Raw genomic sequence first — 23,495 nt, 5'->3', positions numbered from 1 at the left:
AACAGCACCTCGAGCAATAGATACCGTTGGGAGGGCATTTTGACCGATTCGTCCGGTCTGACACCGTCCTCTCCGCCGCCGCGGCACCCCGGCCTCTCCATATTCGGCCTTGGTCCGACCCAGGACGGGACATCGAACGGTAGAACGAACAGGGCCGCGAACGGAACGTCGAACGGTACGTCGAACGGAAACGGATTCGAACCCGGCCCGCCGGCGCACACCGTCGCCGCGAGCGTGCCCCCGAGCATCCCGCCGAGCAGCGGGCCGCGTGGTGCTCACCGCGCGCCCGACGGCCCTGGCCCGCGCCGCCCCGCGCCGGGGTCGGGCATTCCTCGCCCCCTGCCGCCGTCGGTCGGTGACGTGGTCCTCCGTGCCGCCGTGAACGTGGGCATCCCTGTCTTCCTGACCGGACCCACCGAGGACGGCATGCCCATGCTGTGGGCCAACAGCGCGTTCGAGCAGTACGCGGGCGTGCGGTTCACCGACTTCGCCGGGTACACGGTGCGCAGGCTCGGCGAGATGCTGGTGGAGCCGCAGGACCTCGAGCGCATGACGGAGCTGGTGAACGCGGGCCAGGAGGTGCACGCGACCGTGCGGTCCCACCTGCGCCGCGGCACGCACGGCTGGGCCCAGCTCACGCTCACCCCCGCCCGCGCCGGGCACGGCGACCGCATCACCCACTGGGTCGGGTTCAGCGTGGACGTCTCCGAGCACATGGAGCGGCACGCGGCCCAGCTCGCGAGCCTCGAGGTCGAGCGCCAGCAGCGCGAGGACCTCGACCTCATCGCACAGACCACCGAGATCCTGACCGACCTCGAGTACCCGTACGCGCTGCGCGACATCGCGGAACTGCTCCAGTCGATGGTGCGCTGGGCCGGCTTCTACGTGAACGACGACGGGCTCAAGCACGCGGCGGGCATCGACGTCGCGGCGCCGCCGAGCGGTCGCGGGCGCCGTCACGCGCGGTACATCGAGGGCGACAACATCGCGGACAAGTCGCTGCGCCGGCGGCCGCAGACCGACGCGCTCGGTGACTCGGTCACGACCGGTCCCATGCCCATCCTCGAGGTGGTGGACTCGGTGCAGGACGTGCTCGACGGCGTGCTCGACGGCCCCGTGACGCTGGACCTCGACATCCCGCACGCGCCGCACTCGGCGTCGGGCTGGCTGCAGCGGGACCTGACCCTGCGCCTTGCCGACGAGCTGGGCAAGGCACCTGAGTCGGTCGTCGTGCACCCCGTCGCGGGGCGGCGGGACGTGCTCGGGCTTGTCGTGATCGTCCCCGACGAGGACGAGTCGGGCGGCTACGTCGAGTCCGACGAGCCCGACACGCTGCGCACGGTCGTCGAGGTGGTGGCCCGTCGCGCGGGCAGCGCCATCGACAACGCCCGCATGTACGCGCGGGAGCACCGCCTCGCCGAGACCCTGCAGCGTGCCATGCTCCCCGAGCAGGCCGACGTCGCGGGGCTGGACGTCTGGACCTACTACGCGCCGAACGCGGAGCACGCCCAGGTGGGCGGCGACTGGTACGACGTGCTGCAGATCTCGCCCGACCTCGTGGGCCTGGTCATCGGCGACGTCGTCGGCCACGATGTCGAGGCCGCCGCGACCATGGGCCAGCTCCGGTCCGTGGTGCGCTCGTACGCGTTCGAGCTGTCGACGCCGAGCCGGGTGCTCGAGCGCGTGGACCAGCTCGTGGCGGGCATGGGCATCCCGCGCTCCGCGAGCATGGTGTACGCCTCCCTGAAGCGCGAGGAGGAGCCGGACGTCTGGACCATCGGCTACTCCCGTGCGGGCCACCTGCCGCCCCTCCTCCTGCGCGCCGGCGAGGTGATCAAGCTGGACGAGGGCGGCGGTGCGCTCGTCGGCTTCGGGTCGCGGGAGCGGACCACGGGTGAGGCCCGCCTCCGGCCCGGCGACACGCTCCTGTTCTACACGGACGGTCTGATCGAGCGGCGCGACCGGTCGCTGCGGCTGGGCCTGGAGGCGCTGCTGGAGACGGCCTCCGCCATCACGGCGCGCGACGCCGCCGGAGTGGGCGAGGAGCTGCTCTCCCGTCTGGCCGACGCGCCGGAGGACGACGTCGCGATCGTCGTCGTCCGCATCCCCGACCCGACCGGGGACGCCGGGGAGACCGCCCTGTCGCCGCGGTGGCGGCGCTGGATGCTGCCGAGCGAGCCGTCCTCGATCGGCCGGGCGCGGCACGCGGTGCTGCGCACCTGCCAGGCGTGGGGCATCGAGGAGTCCGCGCAGGCGGAGCTCGTCGTGTCCGAGCTGGTGGCCAACGGCGTGCTGCACGGCTGGGGACACATCGCACTGCGCCTGTACGACACGGGCGACGGGCTGCGGATCGAGGTCGAGGACAACAACCCGGCCCCGCCCGTGGCGACCGACGGGCACCCGAACCGCCTCGGCGGGTTCGGCATGCAGATTGTCGACCGGCTGGCCGAGTGGGGCTGGCGCCCGTCGGGCTCCGGAAAGCTGGTCTGGGCCAAGCTCCGCCGCCAACCCACCCCACCCAAGTAGCCCCGCCGAGGTAGTCATCTGGCGAGGTAGTCACCCAGCGGGACCTGGATGACTACCTCGCCAGATGACTACCTCGGCGAAGGGGCTGGATAACGTTTTACGCGGTGGACGCGTCGCGATGGGATAACGGGGAGACGTCATCCTCCCGCGACGACATGACCGCGAACCCCGAGTCGGGTGCCGCGGGCTCGCACGAGTGCTCGTCGTCGACGCGGAAGAGCTCCATCGCGCCGCACACCTCGAGCACGAACAGGTCGCGCTCGTCGGCCCCGCGGATCACCGTGGCGCCCCCGCGCTTGCGGCCGGCGTCGGCCAGCGAGATGAGGAACGCGGCTCCCGTGGAGTCCATGAACGTGACCCGGCACATGTCGATGACGAGCAGCTGCCTGCGCAGGCCGACGACGCGCGCCGCGATCTCCGGGAACTGGTCTCGTTCGGCGAGGTCGAGGTCGCCGGCGATCACGAGCGTCGTCGTCGTGGGAGACGTCGCGATCTCGATCATGTGTCGAGCGTAACGACTGTTGCCCGATCGCACCGGATGAAAGGCAAAATTCACCGCCCCGGTAGTCGTCCGAGGCAATCCGGTGCGTGCTGTTTTGTCCCTTCCCGGCACCAGGGTGTGAGAATTTGCGCATGAGCACCCACGAGAACCTTCTGCAGGGCCCGGCGCCGACCCTGCTCTCCGACGACTACCCGGCGGCCCGTGAGCGTCTGACCAGCGGTGACGATCCGGTCGCCGTGGCGGCTTCGGCGCCGGCGTCGTCCCTCGTCTGGGCGGTCCTCGCGGAGGGCGCGCTCGCGGCGGGCAGCGCCGCGGGCAACGTCGAGGCGTACGCGTACGCGCGCACCGGCTACCACCGCGGCCTGGACGCGCTGCGCCGGTCCGGTTGGCGCGGGCAGGGCCCGATCCCGGCGGACCACGTGCCGAACCAGGGCTTCCTCCGGGCGCTCCTCGCGCTCTCCCGGGCAGCGCACCTCATCGGCGAGGAGGACGAGTCGGAGCGTTGCGCGACGTTCCTGGTGGACTCGGGCACGTCGGTGGACGAGGTACACGCCCTGACGCTCACCACGAAGTAGACTCGGGCGCGGCCCGTCGGCGCCATCGTGCGCACCTGGCGGAGCGAATCAAGCAATCCGAGAAGGTGGAGATCCATGCCAGGCGTCGTGCTCGTCGGGGCCCAGTGGGGCGATGAGGGCAAGGGAAAGGCGACGGACCTCCTGGGCTCCCGCGTCGATTACGTGGTCAAGTTCAACGGGGGGAACAACGCGGGGCACACCGTCGTCATCGACGACGAGAAGTACGCCCTGCACCTCCTGCCGTCAGGGATCCTGTCGCCGGGCGTCGTGCCGGTCATCGCCAACGGCGTGGTGGTCGACATCGAGGTGCTGTTCCAGGAGCTCGACGCCCTGATCGAGCGCGGGGTCGACGTGTCGCGGCTGCTCGTCTCGGGCAGCGCGCACATCATCGCGCCGTACCACCGCACCATCGACAAGGTGACGGAGCGGTTCCTCGGCAAGCGCCGCATCGGCACGACGGGCCGGGGGATCGGCCCGGCGTACGCCGACAAGATCAACCGCGTCGGCATCCGTATGTGGGACCTGTTCGACGAGAAGATCCTGCGCGCCAAGATCGAGGGCTCGCTCGACCAGAAGAACCACCTGCTGGTGAAGGTCTACAACCGGCGCGCCATCACCGTGGACGAGACGCTCGACGAGCTGCTCCAGTACGCCGAGCGCCTGCGGCCGATGGTCACGGACACCGCGGTCGAGCTGGACCGGGCCATCCAGGCGGGCAAGACCGTCCTGTTCGAGGCCGGCCAGGCGACCATGCTCGACATCGACCACGGCACCTACCCGTTCGTCACGTCGTCCAGCGCGACGGCGGGCGGCGCGGTGACCGGCTCCGGCGTGGGGCCCACCCGGATCGACTCCGTGATCGGCGTCATCAAGGCGTACACGACGCGCGTCGGCGAGGGTCCGTTCCCCACGGAGCTGTTCGACGACAAGGGCGAGTTCCTGCGCAAGACGGGCGGCGAGTACGGCGTCACCACCGGTCGCGCACGCCGCACCGGCTGGTACGACGCCGTGATCGCCCGCTACGCGACCCGCGTCAACGGGCTCACCGACATCGTGCTCACCAAGCTCGACGTGCTCACCGGCCTGGAGAAGGTGCCGGTCTGCGTGGCGTACGACGTCGACGGCGTCCGCTACGACGAGATGCCCACCGACCAGACGGCGTTCCACCACGCGAAGCCGATCTACGAGGAGTTCGACGGCTGGTGGGAGGACATCTCCCAGGCCCGGACCTTCGGGGACCTGCCGCCGAACGCCCAGGCCTACGTCAAGGCACTGGAAGAGATGTCGGGCACCCGGATCTCCGCGATCGGCGTGGGTCCCAAGCGCGACGAGATCATCCCCGTCCACGACCTCATCCACCAGCGCTGAGTCCATACCCATCCAAGAGAGCCCTCTGCCACAGTGAAGATCCTTGTCATCGGTACCGGTGCCCGCGAGCACGCCATCATCCACTCCCTCCACCGGGAGACCGAGTCCGGGGCGGCGGCCCACGAGCTCCACGCGGCGCCGGGTAACCCTGGCATCGCCGGGCTGGCCACGCTGCACAAGGTCGACCCCCTGGACGGGACGGCGGTAGCGGCGCTGGCCGAGCAGGTCGGCGCGGAGCTGGTCGTCGTCGGACCAGAGGCACCGCTGGTGGCCGGGGTGGCCGACTCGGTCCGGGCGGCGGGCATACCGGTCTTCGGACCGTCGGGCGAGGCGGCCCAGATCGAGGGCTCCAAGTCGTTCGCCAAGGAGGTCATGGCCGCGGCGGGCGTGCCGACCGCCATGGCGCACGTGTGCACCGACGCGACGGAGCTCGCCGCCGCGCTCGACGCCTTCGGCGCCCCGTACGTGGTCAAGGACGACGGCCTGGCGGCAGGCAAGGGCGTGGTCGTCACGGAGGACCGCGAGGCGGCCCTCGCCCACGGCGAGTCCTGCCTGTCCCACGAGAACGGCCGCGTCGTGGTCGAGGAGTACCTCGACGGCCCGGAGGTCTCGCTCTTCTGCGTGTCCGACGGCGCGACGGTGGTGCCGCTGGTCCCGGCCCAGGACTTCAAGCGCGTCGGCGACGGCGACGAGGGGCCGAACACCGGTGGCATGGGCGCCTACAGCCCGCTGGACTGGGCACCCTCCGGGCTCGTGGACGAGGTGGTGAGCCGTGTCGCCCAGCCCACGGTCGAGGAGATGGCGCGCCGGGGCACGCCGTTCTCCGGGGTCCTGTACGTCGGTCTCGCGCTGACGAGCCGGGGCACCCGCGTGGTGGAGTTCAACGCGCGCTTCGGTGACCCGGAGACGCAGTCGGTGCTCGCCCGGCTCGTCACGCCGCTGTCGGAGGTCATGCTCGCGGCTGCCCGCGGCCGGCTCGCCGAGCTGGAGCCGCTGCGCTGGCGCCCCGACGCCTCCGTGACCGTCGTCGTCGCGTCCGAGGGCTATCCGGAGCTGGCGCGTTCCGGTGACCCGATCACCGGCATCGAGGACGCCGAGGCGCTCCACGGCGTGCACGTGCTGCACGCCGGCACCGGCCGCTCGGACTCCGGTGACCTGGTCAGCGCCGGCGGTCGCGTGCTGTCCGTCGTTGCGCTGGGCGGCGACCTGGCGGACGCGCGGCGTCGGGCCTACGAGGGTGTCGCGAAGATCGCGCTAAAGGGCTCGCAGCACCGCACGGACATCGCGCTGAAGGCGGAGCGCGGCGAGGTCACCGTCCCGTAGCCCCGCCTCACCAGCCTCGCCTCACCGCGCCACGCCCCGGCGTTCCCGCGCCGGCATACCGGTGACGTCCATGAGCACGCCGATCATGCGGGCGCGGATCCCGGCGTCGTCGGTCACGGTGGTGGCGCGGCAGCGCACCCACATCTCGCGTCCGTCGGCGGCCAGCAGGCGGTGCTCCAGGTCGAGCGGCTCGGCGGCCCCGGCGAGCTGGCGGGCGATCGCCGTCTGCACGGTTCGCACGTCCTGCGGGTGGACCCGTTCGGTCCACTCCTCGATGCCGGTGCACGGGGCGTCGTCGGGCAGACCGACCAGGGCCCGCCAGGTGCGCGAGTAGAAGACCTGGCCGGTGGCGATGTCCCAGTCCCAGGTGCCCTCGAGGGCCACGTCCTGGACCAGCGCGCTGCGTTCCACCTCGGTACGCAGGTCGAGCACGAGGGCGCGTTCCCGGTCAGCCGCCTCCGCGAGCGCGGCCTGCTGCCGCTGCAGCGAGGTGAGGCGGTCCTCCCGGTCGAGGGCGACGGCGACCATGGCCGCCCAGTGGTCGTACTTGTCGCGGGAGCTCGTGGCGTGCGTGTCCACGCCGCCGCCGATCGCGAGCATGCCCCAGTCGCTCTGGCCGAACGTCACGGGCACCACGAACACCACACCCTCGCCGGCCAGGGCCGGTGGCGGGAACTTGTTCACCGGCATCTGGGTGCCCACCAGGGCGGTCGCCTTGCGGGACACCGCCGTGGTGCCGACGATCTCGAGCGTCCGGGCTCCGTCCGCCGGCCCCGGCCCGCGTCCGGCCACGGCGCCCGGCACGGGGGTGTCCTCCGTGTCGGTCCACAGGGCGAGCGTGGCGGGGCCGCGGTGCGCGCGGGGGAGCCAGGTGAGCGCGCGGATCGCCCGGCCGTCGCCGTGCAGCAGGTCGAGGTCGAGCTCGTACTGGTCGGTGATGGTGCGTTCGAGCTGTCCGGACCGGGCGAGCAGGGTCTGCGTGCAGCCGGCGCTGAGGGCGACGAGCACGTCGGTGGCCGTGTGGGTGACCGCCCTGGCGCGTGCGGCGCGGCTGGGCGGGTTCGGCCGCTCACCGGGTACCGCCGGCACCTGACCCTTGCGGACCTGTTCCCGGAACTCGTCCTCGACCGCCCGCAGCGCGGGGATGAGGTGTTCCAGCGCCTCCGGGTGGGGCCGCAGCGCCCGCGTGCTCTCGGCGAGGCTGGTGAGCGTGGCCTGGGTGGGCGCCTGGCCGAGCGCCGCCGCGCTCCGGAAGAGCCGCTGCACGCCCCGCAGCCAGGAGTCGAGGTCGGCTCCTGGCCCGAGCCGTGCCTCGGCGCCGTCGAACGTCGCACGGGCCACCTCGCCGAGACGCAGCCACGCCGTCGAGCCCTCCGGCGCCGGCGCGCCGGCGAGGAGGGTGCCGGCGCGTGCGTCGAGGCAGCCGCAGGACTCGCGCGTGACGAGCGTCGAGCGCGACAGGTGCTGCCCCGCCACCCGTTCACCGCGGATGCGGGCGAGCAGCAGGGAGACGGCGAGCTCGCCGACCTGGTCGTGGTGCGGGTCCACCGAGGCGAGCCGCGGGCGCAGCCGGGCGCCCGCCTCCGAGTGGTCGAACCCGACGAGCGCCTGGTCGCCGGGGAGGGAGAGGCCCTGGGCGCGCAGCGCGCGGGAGAACCCGATCGCGTTGCGGTCCGTCGCGGCGACGGTCGCTGTCGTCGGCAGACCGGGGCCGCCGACGAGGGCCTGCGCCACGGTGGCGGCGCTCGCCTCCTGGTTGTCCGCGGTGCGGTAGAGCCATTCGGGACGCGGTGTGATGCCGTGCGCGACGAGCGTGGCGAGGTACGCCTCGTGGCGTTCCACGATGTCCGCCTGCCGCAGGTTGCCGAGGAACCCGATCTCCCGGTGTCCGTGCGCGATGAGGTGCTCGACGGCGGCGCGGGTGCCGCCGGTGTTGTCCGGCGTCACCACGGGGGCGTCGATGCTGGTCGTGCGCTGGCTGACGAGCACCACCGGGGTGCCGTCGTGCTCGATCTGCAGCAGCGTGGCCTCGTTCACCGCCGTGGTGATGACGATGACACCGTCGAGCTGGCCGAGGCTGACGGCCGCCGTGCCCGGTGGGCGGTCCGGGAACTGGTCGCGTTCCAGGTCCGCCGGGTAGGTCTGCACCGCGACCACGCGATGCCCGTCCGGCCGGACGGTGCGCGCGATCCCGGCGAGCACCCGCCCGAAGTAGTAGCCCCCGACCACCGGGGACAGCACCCCGATGACATACCTGCGCTTTCCACTCAGCATGCAAATACACCCGTCTTCGTTGACGCTGTGCAAAATTCACCCGAGGGTGCATGCTACGTGGTTATGGTCCCCACGTCGCGACCGAACGATCCCGAACTGTCCGAATTTCCCGCGCATGCGCGGCGGCCCACGATTGTTGACGTTGCCAGGGCGGCAGGCGTGTCCACCGCGGTGGTCTCGTACACGCTGAACGGCCGCAGGGGAGTCTCCGCGACGACCCGTGAGCGGGTGCTCCGGGTGGCGGACGAGCTGGGCTGGCGACCCGCGACCGCCGCCCGCTCGCTTCGCAGCGGTCCGGCGGCCGCCGCGCTGGTGGTGGTGCACGACCAGCCGTTCGGCACGCGTGCGGCGTTCCCGCTCGACCTCGTGGCCGGCGCCCTGCAGACGCTCGGCCCGGACACGCTCACCCTCGCCGTGCACGTCGCCGGGTCGCCCGCCGACGCGGCGCGGCTCATGGACCGCTGGTGGACCGAACGCCGGTACGCGGCCTTCGTCATCACGGGCGTGCGGGTCGACGACGCGCGTCTCGCGGCGCTGCGGACCGTCCCGGCGCCCACGGTGGTGGTGGGGGCCGCCGTCGACGGCGCCGCGCCCGCGACCTGGCAGCACGTCGTGCTGGACGACGGCGACGCGTTCGCGCAGGTCGGCGCCTTCCTCGCCGGCCTGGGACACCGGCGGATCGCGATGGTCGCCGGCTCGGAGCACCTGGTCGCGCCGGTCCGCCGGGCGGCTGCGCTGGAGGCGGCGCTCGTGCGGTACGGCATCGAGCTGCGTACCGTCGCCGGCGACGGCCCCGAGCGTGCCTCGGCGGCGCTGCGGCCGTTGCTCTCGGCGGCCGACCGCCCCACCGCGATCGTGACCGACGACGACGCGACGGCCGGCCTGGTGCTCGACGTCGCCCGGCGGCTCGGCCTCGGCGTGCCGTGGGACCTCTCGATCGTGGCGGGGACGGACTCGCCGGCCTGCTACCTCACGACGCCTTCGCTCACCGCTGTGCCCTACCCCGTCGAGGAGCTCGGCCGGGCGACCGGACGGGCGCTGCGCTCGGTGCTCGGCACCGCGACGTCCCGCCGCGCGGTGGGAGTGGACCCGACGGAGGGCGCACCGCCGCCTTCGGGCGCCGTGCCCGTGGGGCGGCTCGTGGTGCGCGGGTCGACGGCGCCGCCCGCCGGCTAATCGATTAACAAGGTTCTGCTGGGGCTCAACGGTGGGCAAAGGTGCGACATGCCACGGCGGAACGAGCCGCCGCGGTGCGCATGGCGTGACCGGTCCGACCCGGGAGCGGCACGCGCTCGGCACGACCAACGGAGGTCACCGTGTCCACAGCACAACGCCGCTCACGCGGCACGTCCCCACGCAGGTCACGCGCTCTGGCGGCAGCAGCAGCGGGTGCCCTCCTCGCGGCCCCCGCGCTGGTCGCCACGAGTGCGCCCGCCGCCGCGCTCGAGGACAACCCGTTCGTCGGGGCCGGGCAGTACGTCAACCCCGACTGGTCGGCGTCCGTCGAGGCGGCCGCCGCAGAGGTGAGCGACCCGGACCTCGCCGCGGACATGCTGGCCGTCGCCGACGAGCCGACGTCCGTCTGGATGGACCGCATCGCCGCCATCGAGGGCACCGAACGGCAGCACGGCCTGGAATGGCACCTCGACCAGGCCGTGGCCCAGGCCGGCGGTTCTCCCCTGGTGTTCAACGTGGTCATCTACGACCTGCCGGGCCGCGACTGCCACGCGCTCGCGTCGAACGGCGAGCTCCCGGCCACCCCGGAGGGGATGGAGCGGTACAAGACCGAGTACATCGACCCGATCGCGGCCCTGCTCGACCAGCCCGAGTACGAGAACCTCCGGATCGTCGCCACGATCGAGCCGGACTCCCTGCCCAACCTGGTCACCAACCAGTCCGACGCCGACTGCGTCGCCGCGGCTCCCTACTACCGCGAGGGTGTCCAGTACGCGCTGTCCGAGCTGTACGAGGTCGGCAACGTGTACTCCTACATCGACGCCGCCCACGCGGGCTGGCTCGGCTGGCCCGACAACTCCAGCGGCTCCGCGCGGGAGTTCGCACAGGTCGTCGAGGGCGGCACCTACGGATGGTCCGCCGTGTCCGGCTTCGTCACCAACACGGCGAACACCACGCCGCTGGAGGAGCCGTTCCTGACCAACCCCGACCTCCAGGTCGGCAGCGGCCAGGTGAAGTCGGCCGGCTGGTTCGAGTGGAACCCCGACTTCGACGAGATCGACTGGACGGCGCACCTCTACGACCTGATGGTCGCGCAGGGTGCGCCGTCGAGCATCGGCATGCTCATCGACACGTCGCGCAACGGCTGGGGCGGCCCCGACCGCCCCACGGCGGTGAGCACGTCCACCGACCTGAACACATACGTGAACGAGTCCCGGGTGGACCGCCGCAACCACCGCGGCGCCTGGTGCAACCCCGAGGGCGCAGGCATCGGCGAGCGGCCGACCGTGACGCCGTCGGGACACCCGGAATCGCACCTCGACGCCTACGTGTGGGTCAAGCCGCCGGGCGAGTCGGACGGCTCGTCGGTCGAGATCCCGAACGACGAGGGCAAGCGCCTCGACCGCATGTGCGACCCGACCTACCAGTCCAGCGAGCTGGGCGGGAACTACACGGGGGCGCTCTCGGGCGCACCGCTCTCGGGCCACTGGTTCCAGGCCCAGTTCGAGATGCTCGTGGCGAACGCGCACCCGGCGATCAGCTAGCGGTGGGACGCCGGCCGGGCACCGAACCGCAGGTCTCGGTCGCCCGGCCGCGGTCGAGCCGCAAGTTGTTTGGTAGCTCCGCGCCGAGCCGCAAGACACACGTCGATCGGGCCACTGGTCGGCGTGTGTCTTGCGGTTCGGCCCCCGTGTCGACGTGGAACCTGCGGTTCGGCGGCGGCCGGGTGGCGACCAGCCCTCGGTCCGGGGCGGCTCAGCGGAACCGGCGGCGTGGACGCGCTGTCTCGCCGCGTCTTGCCGTCATCTCCGGGAAACCCGGGTGACGTTAATATCGCCCCCTGTCGACAGGGGGAGTGGTCGTGGCTGAGCGCGTCACGTTCGAGAGCACGTCAGGGCCGCGTCTCGCGGGCATCATCGATCTGCCCGACGGCGAGGCGCGAGGCTGGGGAGTGTTCTCCCACGGGTTCACGCTGGGCAAGGACTCGCCCGCCGCCGCCCGGATCTGCAAGCAGCTCGCTCACGAGGGCATCGGCATGCTCCGCTTCGACAACCTCGGCCTCGGCGACTCCGAGGGCGACTGGGGCGACGGCTCGTTCACGCACAAGGTCGCGGACACCGTGCAGGCCGCACGGTTCATGGCGGACCAGGGGCACCCGGTGCACCTGCTGGTCGGGCACTCGTTCGGGGGCGCGGCCGCGATCGCGGCGGGCGGCGACATCCCGGGCGTGCAGGCCGTCGCGACGATCGGTGCGCCCGTGGAGCCACGCCACGCGGAGCACAACTACGACGCCGTCCTGGACCGGGTGTTCGCCGACGGCCACGCCCAGTGGATGGTGGGCGGGCGTGCGCTGACCCTGAAGCGGCACTTCGTGGAGGACGTCCGCCGGGCGGACCTCCGGTCGAAGATCCGTGAGCTGGACTCACCCCTGCTGGTGATGCACTCGCCGACCGACAGCACCGTGGACATCTCGAACGCCGGGGAGATCTTCCAGGAGGCCAGGCACCCGCGCTCGTTCGTGTCGCTGGAAGGTGCCGACCACCTGCTCACCGCGCCCGGGCAGGCCAAGCGCGCGGCCCGGATCATCAGCGCCTGGGCGGACCAGTACCTGACGGTGTGACGCGCCGGCGCCCCGGGAACGGGTCAGCCGACCCGGGCGGTCGGCCGGCTCGGTGCCTCGTGGCGCCGCTGCGGCCCGCGCCGCGCGCGTCGTCCGCGGCGCTTCAACGTCTCCGGCGACGGCCGGTGGTCGGCGAACGCGAGCCCGTAGAGGAACGTGGCGACGACGGCGAGGAGCAGGAGCTCCCCACCGTCCTCCAGCACGATGAAGATGACGTTCCACGGCTTGACGTTGGGGACGAACGCGTGGAACGCGTCGATCACCACCCGCACAGGACGAGCAGCGCGAGCAGCACGGTCATGACCCGGGAGGCCGCCCGCCACGGAGGCCCGGCGAACCTGTGCCCGACGGCGATCACCGTCAGGAGCACCAGACCGACCCCGCCGAGCCACCCGATCTCGCCGAACGGCTGCCCGTACGGGTGCGGAATTCCGAAGGTCACGAAGATCACCTTGGCCATCCGCTCGTGCAGCATCAGGTAGTCGTCGGCGAGCAGCACCGCGAACACCGCCGACCAGCCGACCATGACGGCCTGGCGCTGCGCGACGGCCAGGTACAGGGCCAGCCCGGCCGCCCACGCCGTGAACACGTAGCCGACGACCTCCGGCACGGCGCGCTCCCTGCCGAACCGGAACTCCAGCCAGTTGGGTACCCCGAGGAACGAGTGCGTCACGTAGAGCAGGACGAGGCCCAGCGTCGTGGTGACGGTCAGGAAGAACACGCCGGCGACCGGCCGGTGGTTCAGCCCCAGGGCGGCGACGGCTCGGGTATACACGGTGCTCCTCGATCATGGACTTATCGGACAGGTCTTACCGTGGCGCAGCGTGATGAGGCGCCGAGGAGAACTCGATGAGAGTGCTCTCATCGGACGGGACAGCGAGGCACCCGCTCGCGCCAGTAGACTCTCCCCGGAATTCCCTCACCTTCAAGGAGCCTTCGTGGGACGCGTCGTCGTCGAGGTCATGCCCAAGCCCGAGATCCTGGACCCCCAGGGTAAGGCTGTCGTCGGAGCGCTGCCGCGCCTCGGCTTCACCCAGTTCTCCGGTGTGCGTCAGGGCAAGCGGTTCGAGCTGGAGGTGGACGGTGAGGTGACGCCGGAGATCCTCGCCGCCGCGCAAGAAGCAGCAGCCACCCTGCTGTCCAACCCGGTGATCGAGGACGTCGTGTCCGTCGCCGAGGCCGTCGAGACCGCCGGTGAGGCGAGCGGCGCACCGGTGGGTGCCTGATGTCGGCGACCGAGCCGACGCCGGCCACCACGCCGGTGCCGGGGATCGACGGCGCCCGCATCGGCGTCATCACCTTTCCCGGCACGCTCGACGACCGTGACGCCGTGCGGGCCGTGCGCCTGGCCGGTGCCGAGGCGGTGTCGCTGTGGCACGCGGACGCGTCGCTCCAGGACGTCGACGCCGTGGTGCTGCCCGGCGGGTTCTCCTACGGCGACTACCTGCGCGCGGGCGCGATCAGCCGGTTCGCGCCGGCGATGACCGCGGTGGTCGACGCCGCGAAGGGCGGCATGCCGGTGCTCGGCATCTGCAACGGCTTCCAGGTGCTGACCGAGGCCCACCTGCTGCCCGGCTCGATGGTCAAGAACGAGCACCTGCACTTCGTGTGCCGGGAGCAGTCGATGATCGTCGAGAACGCGCACACCGCCTGGACCAACGAGTTCCGCCGTGGCCAGCAGATCAAGATCCCGCTGAAGAACCAGGACGGCCAGTTCGTCGCCGACGAGCGCACGCTGGACGAGCTCGAGGGCGAGGGCCGCGTGGTCTTCCGTTACGACGGGTGGAACCCGAACGGTTCGCGCCGTGACATCGCGGGGATCACCAACGACCGGGGCAACGTGGTGGGGCTCATGCCGCACCCCGAGCACGCGGTCGAGCCCGGTTTCGGCCCAGCGTCCGCCGAGGGGCCGCGCGCCGGCACCGACGGGCTCACGTTCTTCACGTCCGTGCTGGCCTCGCTGGTCCACGCGTGACCGCTGGTCGGTCCAGGGCAGGTACGTATGACCGCTGAGGTGCTCGCGGGGATCACCATCGAGACCGTCGGCTGGGACCACGGTGACGCCGTCCGCCTGCGTGGCGAGCAGCAGAACGAGATCGATCAGCGCTACGGCATGCCGGGCCGGTCCACGGCGACCGGACCGGAGAGCGCGCACGTCCCCGACGCGCGCGACCAGGTCGACCCGTCCAACGTGTTCGCGACCCTGCTGCTCCGGGTCGACGGCGAGCCTGCCGGGCACGCCGCGCTGCGCGACCTGTCGGGCCGCGACGACTACCAGGGCGGCCTGCACCCCGACGGCACGGCCGAGGTCAAGCGCGTGTACGTGGCGCCGGGCTTCCGCGGCCGCGGGCTGTCCCGCACCCTCATGAACGCGGTCGAGGACGTCGCCACCTCGGCGGGCGTACGGCACCTGGTCCTGGAGACCGGCCTCATGCAGCCCGAGTCCCTCGGCCTGTACCTGCGGATGGGGTACGACCCGGTCGCCTCGTTCGGCGTGTTCTCCGACGAGCCCGGGTCGCGGTGCTTCGGCAAGTGGTTGGTGCCTGAGCCGGCTGCGCCGTCGTCCGGCGAGCCCGTGTCGCCTGCGGCGGCCGGAGCCGCTGGGCCCGAGATCCGCGAGGTGCCCTGGGACGACCCCGACGCGGCGGCCCTGCGGCGCGCCATGTGGGCGTTCCACCAGGAGCGCTATCCCGAGCTGGCGCGCGACGTCGAGGCACGGGGTGGCCACGACGTCGTCGACGCCGAGCGCGGGCGTACCGCCCTGACGACCTTCGTCGCGACCCTCGACGGCCGGCCGGCGGGTTGCGCGACGCTCGCGCCCGCGCTCGTGGGCCCGGAACATCTCGCCGCCGACCCGTTGCGTGGCGTCGGCGGCCTCGCCGCCGTCGCACGGACCGAGGCAGGGGAGGAGCCCACCTTCTCGCGCGGCCTCGAGATGCGCACCGTGTTCGTGGACCCGGCCGCGCGACGCGCGGGCGTCGCGACGGAGCTGGCACGGCAGGTCGAGGCCGAGGCCCGAAGCAGGGGCGCGCTCGCCCTCTACCTCGGCACCGGCATCCGCCAACCGGAGGCGCTGCGCCTGTACGTGAAGCTCGGCTACCGTCCGGTGCTGCCGTACCCGCCGCACGACAATGCCGACGACCCGCTCCTGATCTTCCTGGGCAAGCCGCTCTGACGGCGCCCTACCGCCCCCGCAGGTACTCCAGCTGCGCGCGTACCGAGGAACGAGCCGCAAGCAGCACGGACGGGTCCACGTCGGTGTAGACCGCGCTGGTCACCGTGTCCAGGAGAGCGTCCGGGAGCGGCACGTCGGCGTCGGGCAGCGTCGAGCCGAGGGCACCGACAGCCGCGCGCACCTGGTCCAGGCGCTCCTGGCGATGCTCCCGGTAGGCGCGTACCGCCGCGCCGAGGTCGGGGATGACCGGCCCGTGCCCGGGCAGGCCCGGCAGCCGACCGGACCGTGTCAGCGCGCTCAGCCGGTCCAGCGAGGCCAGGTAGTCCCGCAGCGAGCCGTCCGGCTCGGCGAGCACGGTGGACCCGCGTCCCAGCACCGTGTCGCCGGTCAGCACCACCCCGCCCGCCGTCGCCCCCGACACGGCGAAACACGCCGAGTCGGCGGTATGCCCCGGCGTGGCCAGCACCTCGATGCGCAGGCCGGCGACGTCCAGCACCTCGCCGTCGGCCAGCGGCCGGCCCCGCGCGCCGTCCCCGCCGACGCTGAACTCCGGCAGCACACCGCGCGACGGTGCCCCGGTCAGCTCGCGGAACCTGGCGAGCCCGCCGGTGTGGTCCGCGTGCCGGTGGGTCACGAGCACCAGATCGACCGGGCCGTCCGCCGCCAGCGCCGTGAGATGCGCCTCGAGCTGCGGCCCGGGGTCCACGACCACGCGACCGGCCGCTCCAGGGCCGCGGAGCACGTACGACCGGGTCCCGTCGAGCGTCATCGGGCCGGGGTTGTCGGCGCGCAGCATCTTCGCAAAGGGGGCAACGGGGTCCACGTCATCACCCTATCCAGTGGTCAACAGGGCTTGTGCCGGGGCGTGCTCCGGTGTGTGATCGGTAAATCACCTCCCAAGGTCGAGAGGAACCCCCAGGATGCCCGCGATCCCAGGTCCGGTGCAGCACCCCCGCGTACGCAGATTTCCCGCAGTTCTCGCCGCAGCGGCACTCGCCGTGACCCCCCTGCTTCTTTCCGCCCCGGCCACCCGGGCCGCGGCCGCCGACCCGCACGGCGACCCGAACGCCGAGGTCGCCGTCAGCGCCGATCCGGTCGTCCTCGTGGAGGACGGCGACACCGCAACCGTCACCGTCACCGTCCGGACGGCGGAGGGCGCTCCCCTCATGGCGCCGGTCAGCGTCGACTGGCACACCGGCTCGGGTTCCGCCACCGTCGACGCCGACTACGCCGCCGGTTCCGGCACGCTCACGTTCGCCGCGGGAACGCCGTCGGGCACCGAACGCACCATCGCCGTGCGGACCCGGCACTCCGAAGCCGGTGAGACCGCCGAGACCGTTCCGGTGACCCTCAGGCCCCACGGAGCGGAGATCTCGACCCAGCCGATCGTCGTCGTGCGGGCGCACGACCTGCCGTACCTGGACGAGAAGCTGCCCGTCGACGAGCGCGTGGCCGACCTCGTGAGCCGGATGACGCTCAAGGAGAAGGTCGGGCAGATGACGCAGGCGGAGCGCGCCAACGTCACGGGCGATCCGGCGATCATCACCGAGCTGGGACTGGGCTCGGTCCTCAGCGGCGGCGGCTCCACGCCGGCCGACAACACCCCGGAAGGCTGGGCCGACGCCGTCGACGGCTTCCAGATCCGGGCGCTCGCGACCCGGCTGCAGATCCCGCTGCTCTACGGCGTGGACTCCGTGCACGGCCACGGCAACCTGGCGGGCGCCACGATCCTGCCGCACAACATCGGCCTCGGTGCGACCCGTGACCCGGCGCTCGTGGCCAGGGCAGGGCGCATGGTCGCCACCGAGACCCGCGCGACCGGCATCCCCTGGACGTTCGCGCCGTGCCTGTGCGTGGTACGCGACGACCGGTGGGGCCGCACCTACGAGTCCTTCGGGGAGCACCCGGCGCTCGCCGGCGTCCTCGGCGCCGCCGCGGTGCGCGGGTTCCAGGGCAAGCACCTGGACAGCACTCGCTCCGTGCTGGCGACGGCCAAGCACTTCGTGGCCGACGGCGACACGGCCTACGGGACCGGTGAGGGTGAGTACACCCTGGACCAGGGCATCACCGAGCAGAGCCGCGCCCACGTCGAGGCGGTGGACCTGCCGCCGTACGCGGCGGCGCTCGCGGCCGGCGTCGGCTCGGTCATGCCGAGCTACTCCAGCGTGGACTGGACCGACGACGGCCTGGGCAATCCCGTGAAGATGCATGCCCACGACGAGCTGATCAACGGGTGGCTCAAGGAGGAGCGCGGGTTCGACGGCTTCGTCATCAGCGACTACCAGGGCATCCACCAGGTCCCGCCGCCGGCGTCCGACTCGCCCACCACCGAGCAGATCGTCACCAGCGTGAACGCGGGCATCGACATGTTCATGGAGCCGTCCCAGTTCGAGCGGTTCCACACGCGGCTGGTCGCGGCGGTGCACGACGGCGCGGTGACCGAGGAGCGGGTCGACGACGCCGTGTCCCGGATCCTGGCCGCCAAGTTCGAGCTGGGGCTCTTCGAGGAGCCCTTCGCGGACCGGCGCCACGCCGGCACGATCGGCTCGGACCAGCACCGCGCGATCGCGCGGAAGGCGGTGGCCGAGTCCCAGGTGCTGCTGAAGAACGACGGCGACGCGCTGCCGCTCGATCCCGGTGCCGACGTCTACGTGGCCGGCCGCAACGCCGACGACGTGGGTAACCAGGCGGGCGGCTGGACCGGTACCTGGCAGGGCTGGTCAGGTGACGTCACGGAGGGCACGACGATCCTGGAGGGCATCCAGGCCGTCGCGGACGACGTGACGTTCAGTGAGGACGCGTCCGCGCCGACCGACGGGGCCGACGTCGGCGTCGTCGTCGTGGGCGAGACCCCGTACGCCGAGGGGTACGGCGACGTCGGCGGGCCCGAATGGGCCTGGGATCCCGCCGACGGCGGCGTGCCCCGCGAGGAGAAGTCGATGGCGCTGCAGCCCGGCGACGTGGAGGTCGTGGAGCAGGTCTGCGCCGAGATCGACACCTGCGTGGTCCTCGTCGTGTCCGGACGGCCGCAGGTGGTCACCGAGCAGCTCGGGTCGATCGACGCGCTCGTCGCGTCCTGGCTGCCGGGCACCGAGGGCGCGGGCGTGGCGGACGTGCTGTTCGGGGAGCGCCGGTTCACGGGACGGCTGCCGGTCTCGTGGCCGCGGTCGGCCGAGGACCCGGTGGTGAACGTCGGTGACGCGGACTACGACCCGCTGTTCCCGTTCGGCTGGGGCCTGTCGACGGGCGGCCGTGCGTCGTCGCTGGACGAGCACCGGTTGGAGCTCCAGGACGAGGCGCTCGACCCGGTCCACGGCGTCCCGCCGGCGGCGTCGGAGGCGATCGCGACGTCGGACGTGGCACGGCTGAAGGGACAGGAGCACCGAGCCCACACCATCCTGTCCGCCGCCCTGGCTCGCTGAGTGCTGGGTATTCGCCCTTTCTGGACCGTTCGAGGGGCGAATATCCAGCACTCAGCGCCGGGTCTGGGCGAGGGCCTGCTCCAGGTCCTCGATCAGGTCTCGCGTGTCCTCCAGGCCCACCGAGAGGCGCACCGTCGTCTCCGTGATGCCGACGGCGGCGCGGCCCGCCGCGCCGAGCTTGCGGTGGGTGGTCGTCGCGGGGTGGGTGATGAGCGACTTCGAGTCCCCGAGGTTGTTCGAGATGTCGATGATCTCGAGCGCGTCCAGGAACGCGAAGGTGTGCTTCTTCGCCGTCTCGGCGTCGGAGCCCGGCGGCACCGCGAGGTCGAACGTCACCACGGTGCCGCCGCCGCTCATCTGGGCGCGGGCGAGCTCGGCCTGCGGGTGCGAGTCGAGGAACGGGTACCGCACGGCACCCACGCCGGGCAGCTCCTCCAGGGCCTCGGCCACCGTGAGCGCACCGGCGCCCTGAGCCGCGATGCGCACGGGCAGCGTCTCAAGACCCTTGAGCAGGGTCCAGGCGTTGAACGGCGACAGCGACGGCCCGGTGTTGCGGATGAACGTCTGCACCGGCCCGGTCACGTACTCCGCGGAGCCGAGGATGGCGCCGCCCAGCACGCGTCCCTGTCCGTCGATGTGCTTGGTCGCGGAGTAGACGACGACGTCTGCGCCCAGCTCCAGCGGCTTCTGCAGCAGCGGGGTGGCGAACACGTTGTCCAGCACCACGGTCGCCCCGGCGGCGTGCGCGAGCTCGACGACGCCGCGCACGTCCACGATGTCCTGCATCGGGTTGGACGGTGTCTCGAAGAACACGACGTCCGCGGGGGTCGCGAGCGCCTCCTCCCACTGGGACAGCACGTGCCCGTCCACGTAGTCGGTGTGCACGCCCCACTTGGCGAGGATGTCCTGGAAGATCACCATGCTGGACCCGAACAGGGCCCGGGCCGCCACGATGCGTGACCCCGACCGCACGAGGGCGGCCAGCGCGGTGAACACCGCGGACATCCCGGTCGCCGTCGCGTAGCAGGCCTCCGCGCCTTCCAGCAGGCGGATCCGCTCCTCGAACGTGTGGACGGTCGGGTTGCCGTAGCGCGAGTAGACGAACCGGTCGATGTCGCCGGTGAACGAGGCCTCGGCCTCTGCCGCCGTGTCGTAGACGTAGCCCTGGGTCAGGAACAGGGCCTCGCTCGTCTCCTGGAAGTCGCTGCGCTGGTGCCCGCCGCGCACGGCCAGGGTGGCGGCGCGCACGCCACGGGGGAGCGGCTTGCGGCCGGACCCGCCGGGGGACGCGTCGGGCGGGAACGCTCCGGTGACCGTCACTTGGCGTCCTCCGCCCATGGCAGGCCTGCGACCTTCCAGCCCTGCTGGTCGCGCACGCCGTCGACACCGGGCGCCCCCTCGAAGCCCTCCAGCACGTTGTACGACGGCGCGATGCCCGCCGCGGTGGCGAGCCGGGCGGCGCCGATCGAGCGTTGGCCGGAGCGACAGAGAAAGATGACGGGGCCCGCCGTCACACCTGCCGCCCTGAGCTCCTCCAGGAACCGGGTGTTGGGACGGCCGCCTGCCTGCACCCACTCGCTGAACACGGGCACCTTGCCGAGGGACGCCGGGTCGGGAACGCCGGTCGTGCGCCACTCGGCCTCGGTGCGGACGTCGACGAGCGTGGCGCCCGGGTCCGCGGCGAGCAGGTCCCAGGCCTGCTGGGGCGTGATGTCGCCGGCATAACCCTCTGCGGCGCGGGCTTCGATGTGCGCGGGGACGCTCATGTGCTCCTCCATCGGTCGTGGCGGTAGCACCCTTGTCCGTCCTCGCCGGGGGCGGGAACGCTGGGTTGCTGCGGCTTCGTCGTGCCACGTCACTCGGCCGCTCGGGATGGTCGCTCGTGATCGTACGACATGGCGTCCGCTAGGTGGGATGCCGTCTCGCCGGCTGGTCGGGCTCGGGTCTTGGGATGGACATGCCTGTGGACAACCCTGTGGATAAAGCTGTGGACAAGGTTGTGGACGAGCAGGTGCTGACGGGCGGCAACACCACCCGTGTGGTGCGGGTCGGGAACACGGTGCACCGCGAGGCGGGCTCATGGACACCGACCGTCCAGCGTCTGCTCGCCCACGTCCGGGCACGCGGCCTGACCGAGGTCCCCGAGCCTCTCGGCCTCGACGAGCAGGGCCGGGAGATCCTCTCGTATCTCCCGGGAGACGTGCCCGGCTGGCCCGCCCCGGACTGGCTCTGGTCCGCGGACGTCCTAGAGGAGGCAGGGCGCTTGCTGCGACGGTTCCACGACGCCACCTCGGGGTTCGCCACGTCGGGCGCCCGGTGGCGCCTGCCCGCGACCGAGCCGGCCGAGGTGATCTGCCACAACGACGCGGCGCCCTACAACATGGTCTTCCGCGCGGGCAGGCTCACGGGCCTCATCGACCTCGACACCGCCGCACCGGGTCCACGTGTGCGGGACCTGGCCTACCTCGCCTACCGGATCGCGCCGCTGTCGGGGGACGCGTTCGCGGGGGTCGGCTACGCCGTCGGGCACCTTGATCCGATGGCGAGGCTGGATGCGCTGACTTCCGCGTACGGGTTCGCGTACTCGCGTGCCGAGGTGCTGGGGGCGATGGTCGGCAGGCTGCACGACCTGGCGGCGTGGACCGAGGCGCGGGCCGACGACGGAGGTCCGGCCGAGCTGCGCGAGCACGTCGCCCTGTACCGTGCGGACGCGCAGCGGATCGCCGCACTCGTCGGGGCCGCCGAGCGGGACTGACCAGGCGTCGAGCCCGGACCGACCGGTCAGGCGACGGCGACCCGTTCGACCCGCGCGACCGCGGCGGCGGCGCCGTCCTCCGCGTTCACCCGGGCCGCCAGCCCTCGTGCCGTGTCCGCCCGGGCCGCCGCGTCGTCGATCGCCGCGGCGAGCCGTTCGGCGGTGAGCCTGCCGGTCAGCGGGGGTGCGGCGATCCCCAGCTCGTGCCCGCGGCGCGCCCAGAACGGCTGGTCACCCAGGAACGGCCTGATCACCTGCGGCACGCCGGCCCGCATGGCGGCCGCCACGGTGCCGACGCCGCCGTGGTGCACCGCGACGGCGGTGCGTGGCAGCACGAGGCCGTGCGGCGCCTGGTCGATCACGTGGACGCCGTCCGGCACGTGCGTCGGCCGGAGCGCACCCCAGCCCGTCGCCAGGACCGCGCGCCGTCCCGAGCCGTGCAGACCGTCGAGCACGGCCCGGGTGAAGGAGTCCGGGTCCTTGGCGAGCATGCTGCCGAACCCCACGTACACCGGCGGCTCACCGGCGTCGAGGAACCGGTCCAGTGCGGCGGGCAGCGTCCGGCCCTCGTCGGGCGCCAGGGTCAGGAAGCCTGTCGGCGCGAGGTCCGCCGACCAGTCGTCCGGCGCGGGCAACAGGTGCGGGCTCCACGCGTGCACCACGCCGTCGCGCGCCACGCGCTCGGCAAGCCCCGGCGTCGGGCCGGTCAGGCCGAGCGTCTCGGACCGCCAGGAACGGACCATGCGCCGGTACGGGGCCTCGACCGCGGCGGCCAGCCGCCAGCTCGCCCGGTTGAGGAACCGCGGCGGCCGGACCGGGCTGAGCGGCGACGGGAACCTTGCCGTGGGGCTGAACAGCGGGACGGGCAGCAGGGCGATCGACGGCACGCCGAGCAGGTCGGCGAGGTGGGGTGCGCCCAGTGCCTTGGGCGCGTGGACGACGACGTCGGCTCCGGCGTCCCGCAGGGTCGCCAGGTCGTCGAGCCAGCGGCGCAGCAGCGGCAGGGCCGACCGGGCCGCCGTGATCGACGCCCGCGCACCCTTCCCCGCGACCTCCTCCTGCAGGGCGAACATGCTGTCGTCGAGCGGCGCGACGGGGATCCCGCGGGCCGCCGCGTCCTCGGTCAGGCGCCGTGGCGCGGCCAGCAGCGGCTCGTGGCCCGCCCGGGCGAGCGCGGCGGCGAGGGCCGCGAACGGCTCGACGTCGCCCCGGCTGCCCATGGTGACCAGGAGAACCCTCATCGCGAGGCCTCCCACTCGTCCAGGAGGGCGGGGAAGCGGTCCGCCATGAACGCGTACATGTCGCGCATGTTCTCCAGGTGCTTGCGGCGGTGCGGGTCGTCGCCGACCGCCGCGAGGCCGTGCGCGGCGAGCCGCTGGAAGGCGTCGAGCTCCGCCAGCTTGGCGCGGAACGCCCTGCCGAAGACGTCCTCGGTGAGCCGGTACCGGTCCCGGCGCTCGCCCCGGCGCCGGAACCGCTCGACCATGCCCGCCTGGTCGAGCTGGCGCAGCGCCACGCTCATGCTGCTCTTGGCGACGGCCAGCCGTTCGCACAGCTCGGGCGCGTCGGCGCCGTCGTCGTCCGACACGAGCAGGTGCCCGATGACGCGGCCGGCGGTGCGGCTCAGGCCGAGCCGCTCGTAGAACAGCCCAGCCTCTTCGGTGAAGTCCTCGACGGCGCTCATGAAGCCACCGTATCGTATTGTTCGGTTCGGTCCGAACACTCAGAACATCGGTGGACTGTCGACCGGATGGTGAGACCAGTATTTGAGACGTGCGT

The 23,495-nt window shown here is 72.6% G+C and carries 21 protein-coding genes; 12 read left to right on the top strand and 9 right to left on the bottom strand.

The features are described from left to right. The first annotated feature begins 234 nt into the window (after positions 1-234). Positions 235-2,526 carry an ATP-binding SpoIIE family protein phosphatase gene (locus tag ACYVK7_RS00955; protein WP_460885798.1) on the top strand — a complete coding sequence of 764 codons (2,292 nt, stop codon included), beginning with the start codon at positions 235-237 and terminating at the stop codon, positions 2,524-2,526. A gap of 97 nt (positions 2,527-2,623) precedes the next feature. Here the strand turns inward: ACYVK7_RS00955 and ACYVK7_RS00950 are convergent, their stop codons facing one another. Then, positions 2,624-3,028, bottom strand: coding sequence for an STAS domain-containing protein (locus tag ACYVK7_RS00950; RefSeq protein ID WP_460885797.1), 405 nt, complete (start codon positions 3,026-3,028; stop codon positions 2,624-2,626). A gap of 131 nt (positions 3,029-3,159) precedes the next feature. Between ACYVK7_RS00950 and ACYVK7_RS00945 the strand changes: the two genes are divergently transcribed. The 3 genes from ACYVK7_RS00945 (at position 3,160) to purD (ending at position 6,294) form a co-directional block, all read left to right on the top strand. Beyond that, positions 3,160-3,603, top strand: a complete 444-nt coding sequence (locus ACYVK7_RS00945; RefSeq protein ID WP_460885796.1) for a DUF3151 domain-containing protein — start codon at positions 3,160-3,162, stop codon at positions 3,601-3,603. A 75-nt stretch (positions 3,604-3,678) separates the two neighbouring features. Then, positions 3,679-4,971 (top strand): adenylosuccinate synthase, encoded by a 1,293-nt coding sequence (locus tag ACYVK7_RS00940; protein ID WP_460885795.1) that lies wholly within the window; start codon positions 3,679-3,681, stop codon positions 4,969-4,971. A gap of 33 nt (positions 4,972-5,004) precedes the next feature. Next, complete coding sequence (gene purD / locus ACYVK7_RS00935) at positions 5,005-6,294, top strand: phosphoribosylamine--glycine ligase (RefSeq protein ID WP_460885794.1); 1,290 nt, start codon at positions 5,005-5,007, stop codon at positions 6,292-6,294. Positions 6,295-6,315: 21 nt separating this feature from the next. On the opposite strand, the gene ACYVK7_RS00930 is transcribed toward purD, so the two are convergent. Then, positions 6,316-8,568 (bottom strand): substrate-binding domain-containing protein, encoded by a 2,253-nt coding sequence (locus tag ACYVK7_RS00930; protein ID WP_460885793.1) that lies wholly within the window; start codon positions 8,566-8,568, stop codon positions 6,316-6,318. On the opposite strand from ACYVK7_RS00930, the gene ACYVK7_RS00925 reads away from it, so the two are divergent. The 3 genes from ACYVK7_RS00925 to ACYVK7_RS00915 all read left to right on the top strand — a co-directional run bounded on the left by ACYVK7_RS00925 (position 8,455) and on the right by ACYVK7_RS00915 (position 12,364). Continuing rightward, positions 8,455-9,744, top strand: coding sequence for a LacI family DNA-binding transcriptional regulator (locus tag ACYVK7_RS00925; RefSeq protein WP_460885792.1), 1,290 nt, complete (start codon positions 8,455-8,457; stop codon positions 9,742-9,744). The two genes, ACYVK7_RS00930 and ACYVK7_RS00925, sit on opposite strands and share 114 nt — an antisense overlap. Positions 9,745-9,884: 140 nt before the next feature. Further along, positions 9,885-11,288 (top strand): glycoside hydrolase family 6 protein, encoded by a 1,404-nt coding sequence (locus tag ACYVK7_RS00920; protein ID WP_460885791.1) that lies wholly within the window; start codon positions 9,885-9,887, stop codon positions 11,286-11,288. 317 nt (positions 11,289-11,605) lie between these two features. Then, positions 11,606-12,364 (top strand): alpha/beta hydrolase family protein, encoded by a 759-nt coding sequence (locus ACYVK7_RS00915; RefSeq protein WP_460885790.1) that lies wholly within the window; start codon positions 11,606-11,608, stop codon positions 12,362-12,364. Between the two features lie 23 nt (positions 12,365-12,387). Here ACYVK7_RS00915 and ACYVK7_RS00910 read toward each other — a convergent pair whose 3' ends face one another. Then, positions 12,388-12,627, bottom strand: a complete 240-nt coding sequence (locus ACYVK7_RS00910) for a hypothetical protein (RefSeq protein WP_460885789.1) — start codon at positions 12,625-12,627, stop codon at positions 12,388-12,390. Continuing rightward, positions 12,624-13,139: a hypothetical protein gene (locus ACYVK7_RS00905; RefSeq protein WP_460885788.1), complete on the bottom strand. Its 516-nt coding sequence runs from the start codon at positions 13,137-13,139 to the stop codon at positions 12,624-12,626. Before ACYVK7_RS00905 ends, ACYVK7_RS00910 begins: the two co-directional genes overlap by 4 nt. Positions 13,140-13,302: 163 nt before the next feature. Here ACYVK7_RS00905 and purS point away from each other — a divergent pair, with 163 nt between their 5' ends. From purS to ACYVK7_RS00890, 3 genes are read left to right on the top strand one after another with little or no spacing between them, the layout of a single operon-like run. Beyond that, the gene (gene purS / locus ACYVK7_RS00900) at positions 13,303-13,590 is read left to right on the top strand and encodes a phosphoribosylformylglycinamidine synthase subunit PurS (RefSeq protein ID WP_460885787.1); all 288 of its coding nucleotides are present in this window, start codon (positions 13,303-13,305) and stop codon (positions 13,588-13,590) included. Then, entirely contained in the window at positions 13,590-14,339 is a 750-nt protein-coding gene (gene purQ / locus ACYVK7_RS00895) for a phosphoribosylformylglycinamidine synthase subunit PurQ (protein ID WP_460885786.1), read from the top strand. Before purS ends, purQ begins: the two co-directional genes overlap by 1 nt. A gap of 27 nt (positions 14,340-14,366) precedes the next feature. Then, on the top strand, positions 14,367-15,539 hold the full coding sequence (locus tag ACYVK7_RS00890) for a GNAT family N-acetyltransferase (RefSeq protein ID WP_460885785.1): 1,173 nt from the start codon (positions 14,367-14,369) through the stop codon (positions 15,537-15,539). A gap of 7 nt (positions 15,540-15,546) precedes the next feature. On the opposite strand, the gene ACYVK7_RS00885 is transcribed toward ACYVK7_RS00890, so the two are convergent. Further along, the gene (locus tag ACYVK7_RS00885) at positions 15,547-16,335 is read right to left on the bottom strand and encodes an MBL fold metallo-hydrolase (protein ID WP_460885966.1); all 789 of its coding nucleotides are present in this window, start codon (positions 16,333-16,335) and stop codon (positions 15,547-15,549) included. Between the two features lie 124 nt (positions 16,336-16,459). Between ACYVK7_RS00885 and ACYVK7_RS00880 the strand changes: the two genes are divergently transcribed. Beyond that, positions 16,460-18,961, top strand: a complete 2,502-nt coding sequence (locus ACYVK7_RS00880) for a glycoside hydrolase family 3 protein (protein WP_460885784.1) — start codon at positions 16,460-16,462, stop codon at positions 18,959-18,961. Between the two features lie 51 nt (positions 18,962-19,012). On the opposite strand, the gene ACYVK7_RS00875 is transcribed toward ACYVK7_RS00880, so the two are convergent. Both ACYVK7_RS00875 and ACYVK7_RS00870 read right to left on the bottom strand, forming a co-directional pair. Further along, positions 19,013-20,281, bottom strand: a complete 1,269-nt coding sequence (locus ACYVK7_RS00875; protein WP_460885783.1) for an O-succinylhomoserine sulfhydrylase — start codon at positions 20,279-20,281, stop codon at positions 19,013-19,015. Continuing rightward, positions 20,278-20,727, bottom strand: a complete 450-nt coding sequence (locus ACYVK7_RS00870) for a rhodanese-like domain-containing protein (RefSeq protein WP_460885782.1) — start codon at positions 20,725-20,727, stop codon at positions 20,278-20,280. Before ACYVK7_RS00870 ends, ACYVK7_RS00875 begins: the two co-directional genes overlap by 4 nt. Positions 20,728-20,948: 221 nt before the next feature. Between ACYVK7_RS00870 and ACYVK7_RS00865 the strand changes: the two genes are divergently transcribed. Then, a complete protein-coding gene (locus tag ACYVK7_RS00865) occupies positions 20,949-21,716 on the top strand; it encodes a phosphotransferase enzyme family protein (protein WP_460885781.1) in 768 nt (255 codons plus the stop codon). Between the two features lie 26 nt (positions 21,717-21,742). Here the strand turns inward: ACYVK7_RS00865 and ACYVK7_RS00860 are convergent, their stop codons facing one another. Both ACYVK7_RS00860 and ACYVK7_RS00855 read right to left on the bottom strand, forming a co-directional pair. Next, positions 21,743-22,957: a glycosyltransferase gene (locus ACYVK7_RS00860; protein ID WP_460885780.1), complete on the bottom strand. Its 1,215-nt coding sequence runs from the start codon at positions 22,955-22,957 to the stop codon at positions 21,743-21,745. Continuing rightward, complete coding sequence (locus ACYVK7_RS00855; RefSeq protein ID WP_460885779.1) at positions 22,954-23,400, bottom strand: GbsR/MarR family transcriptional regulator; 447 nt, start codon at positions 23,398-23,400, stop codon at positions 22,954-22,956. The genes ACYVK7_RS00860 and ACYVK7_RS00855 overlap by 4 nt, the downstream gene beginning before the upstream one ends. Positions 23,401-23,495: the final 95 nt, after the last annotated feature.

This window comes from Promicromonospora xylanilytica (genome assembly GCF_054782895.1).
Note: the sequence above shows the minus strand (reverse complement) of the source record. Positions and strands in the feature narration are given on the sequence as shown.

Bases quoted from the DNA above. Each gene is read 5' to 3' on its own strand.
- purQ (WP_460885786.1), top strand. From the start codon at position 13,590: ATGTCGGCGACCGAGCCGACGCCGGCCACCACGCCGGTGCCGGGGATC.
- ACYVK7_RS00945 (WP_460885796.1), top strand. From the start codon at position 3,160: ATGAGCACCCACGAGAACCTTCTGCAGGGCCCGGCGCCGACCCTGCTC.
- ACYVK7_RS00855 (WP_460885779.1), bottom strand. From the start codon at position 23,400: ATGAGCGCCGTCGAGGACTTCACCGAAGAGGCTGGGCTGTTCTACGAG.
- ACYVK7_RS00940 (WP_460885795.1), top strand. From the start codon at position 3,679: ATGCCAGGCGTCGTGCTCGTCGGGGCCCAGTGGGGCGATGAGGGCAAG.
- ACYVK7_RS00860 (WP_460885780.1), bottom strand. From the start codon at position 22,957: ATGAGGGTTCTCCTGGTCACCATGGGCAGCCGGGGCGACGTCGAGCCG.
- ACYVK7_RS00890 (WP_460885785.1), top strand. From the start codon at position 14,367: ATGACCGCTGAGGTGCTCGCGGGGATCACCATCGAGACCGTCGGCTGG.
- ACYVK7_RS00870 (WP_460885782.1), bottom strand. From the start codon at position 20,727: ATGAGCGTCCCCGCGCACATCGAAGCCCGCGCCGCAGAGGGTTATGCC.
- ACYVK7_RS00925 (WP_460885792.1), top strand. From the start codon at position 8,455: ATGCCCGTCCGGCCGGACGGTGCGCGCGATCCCGGCGAGCACCCGCCC.
- ACYVK7_RS00930 (WP_460885793.1), bottom strand. From the start codon at position 8,568: ATGCTGAGTGGAAAGCGCAGGTATGTCATCGGGGTGCTGTCCCCGGTG.
- ACYVK7_RS00880 (WP_460885784.1), top strand. From the start codon at position 16,460: ATGCCCGCGATCCCAGGTCCGGTGCAGCACCCCCGCGTACGCAGATTT.
- ACYVK7_RS00885 (WP_460885966.1), bottom strand. From the start codon at position 16,335: ATGCTGCGCGCCGACAACCCCGGCCCGATGACGCTCGACGGGACCCGG.
- ACYVK7_RS00950 (WP_460885797.1), bottom strand. From the start codon at position 3,028: ATGATCGAGATCGCGACGTCTCCCACGACGACGACGCTCGTGATCGCC.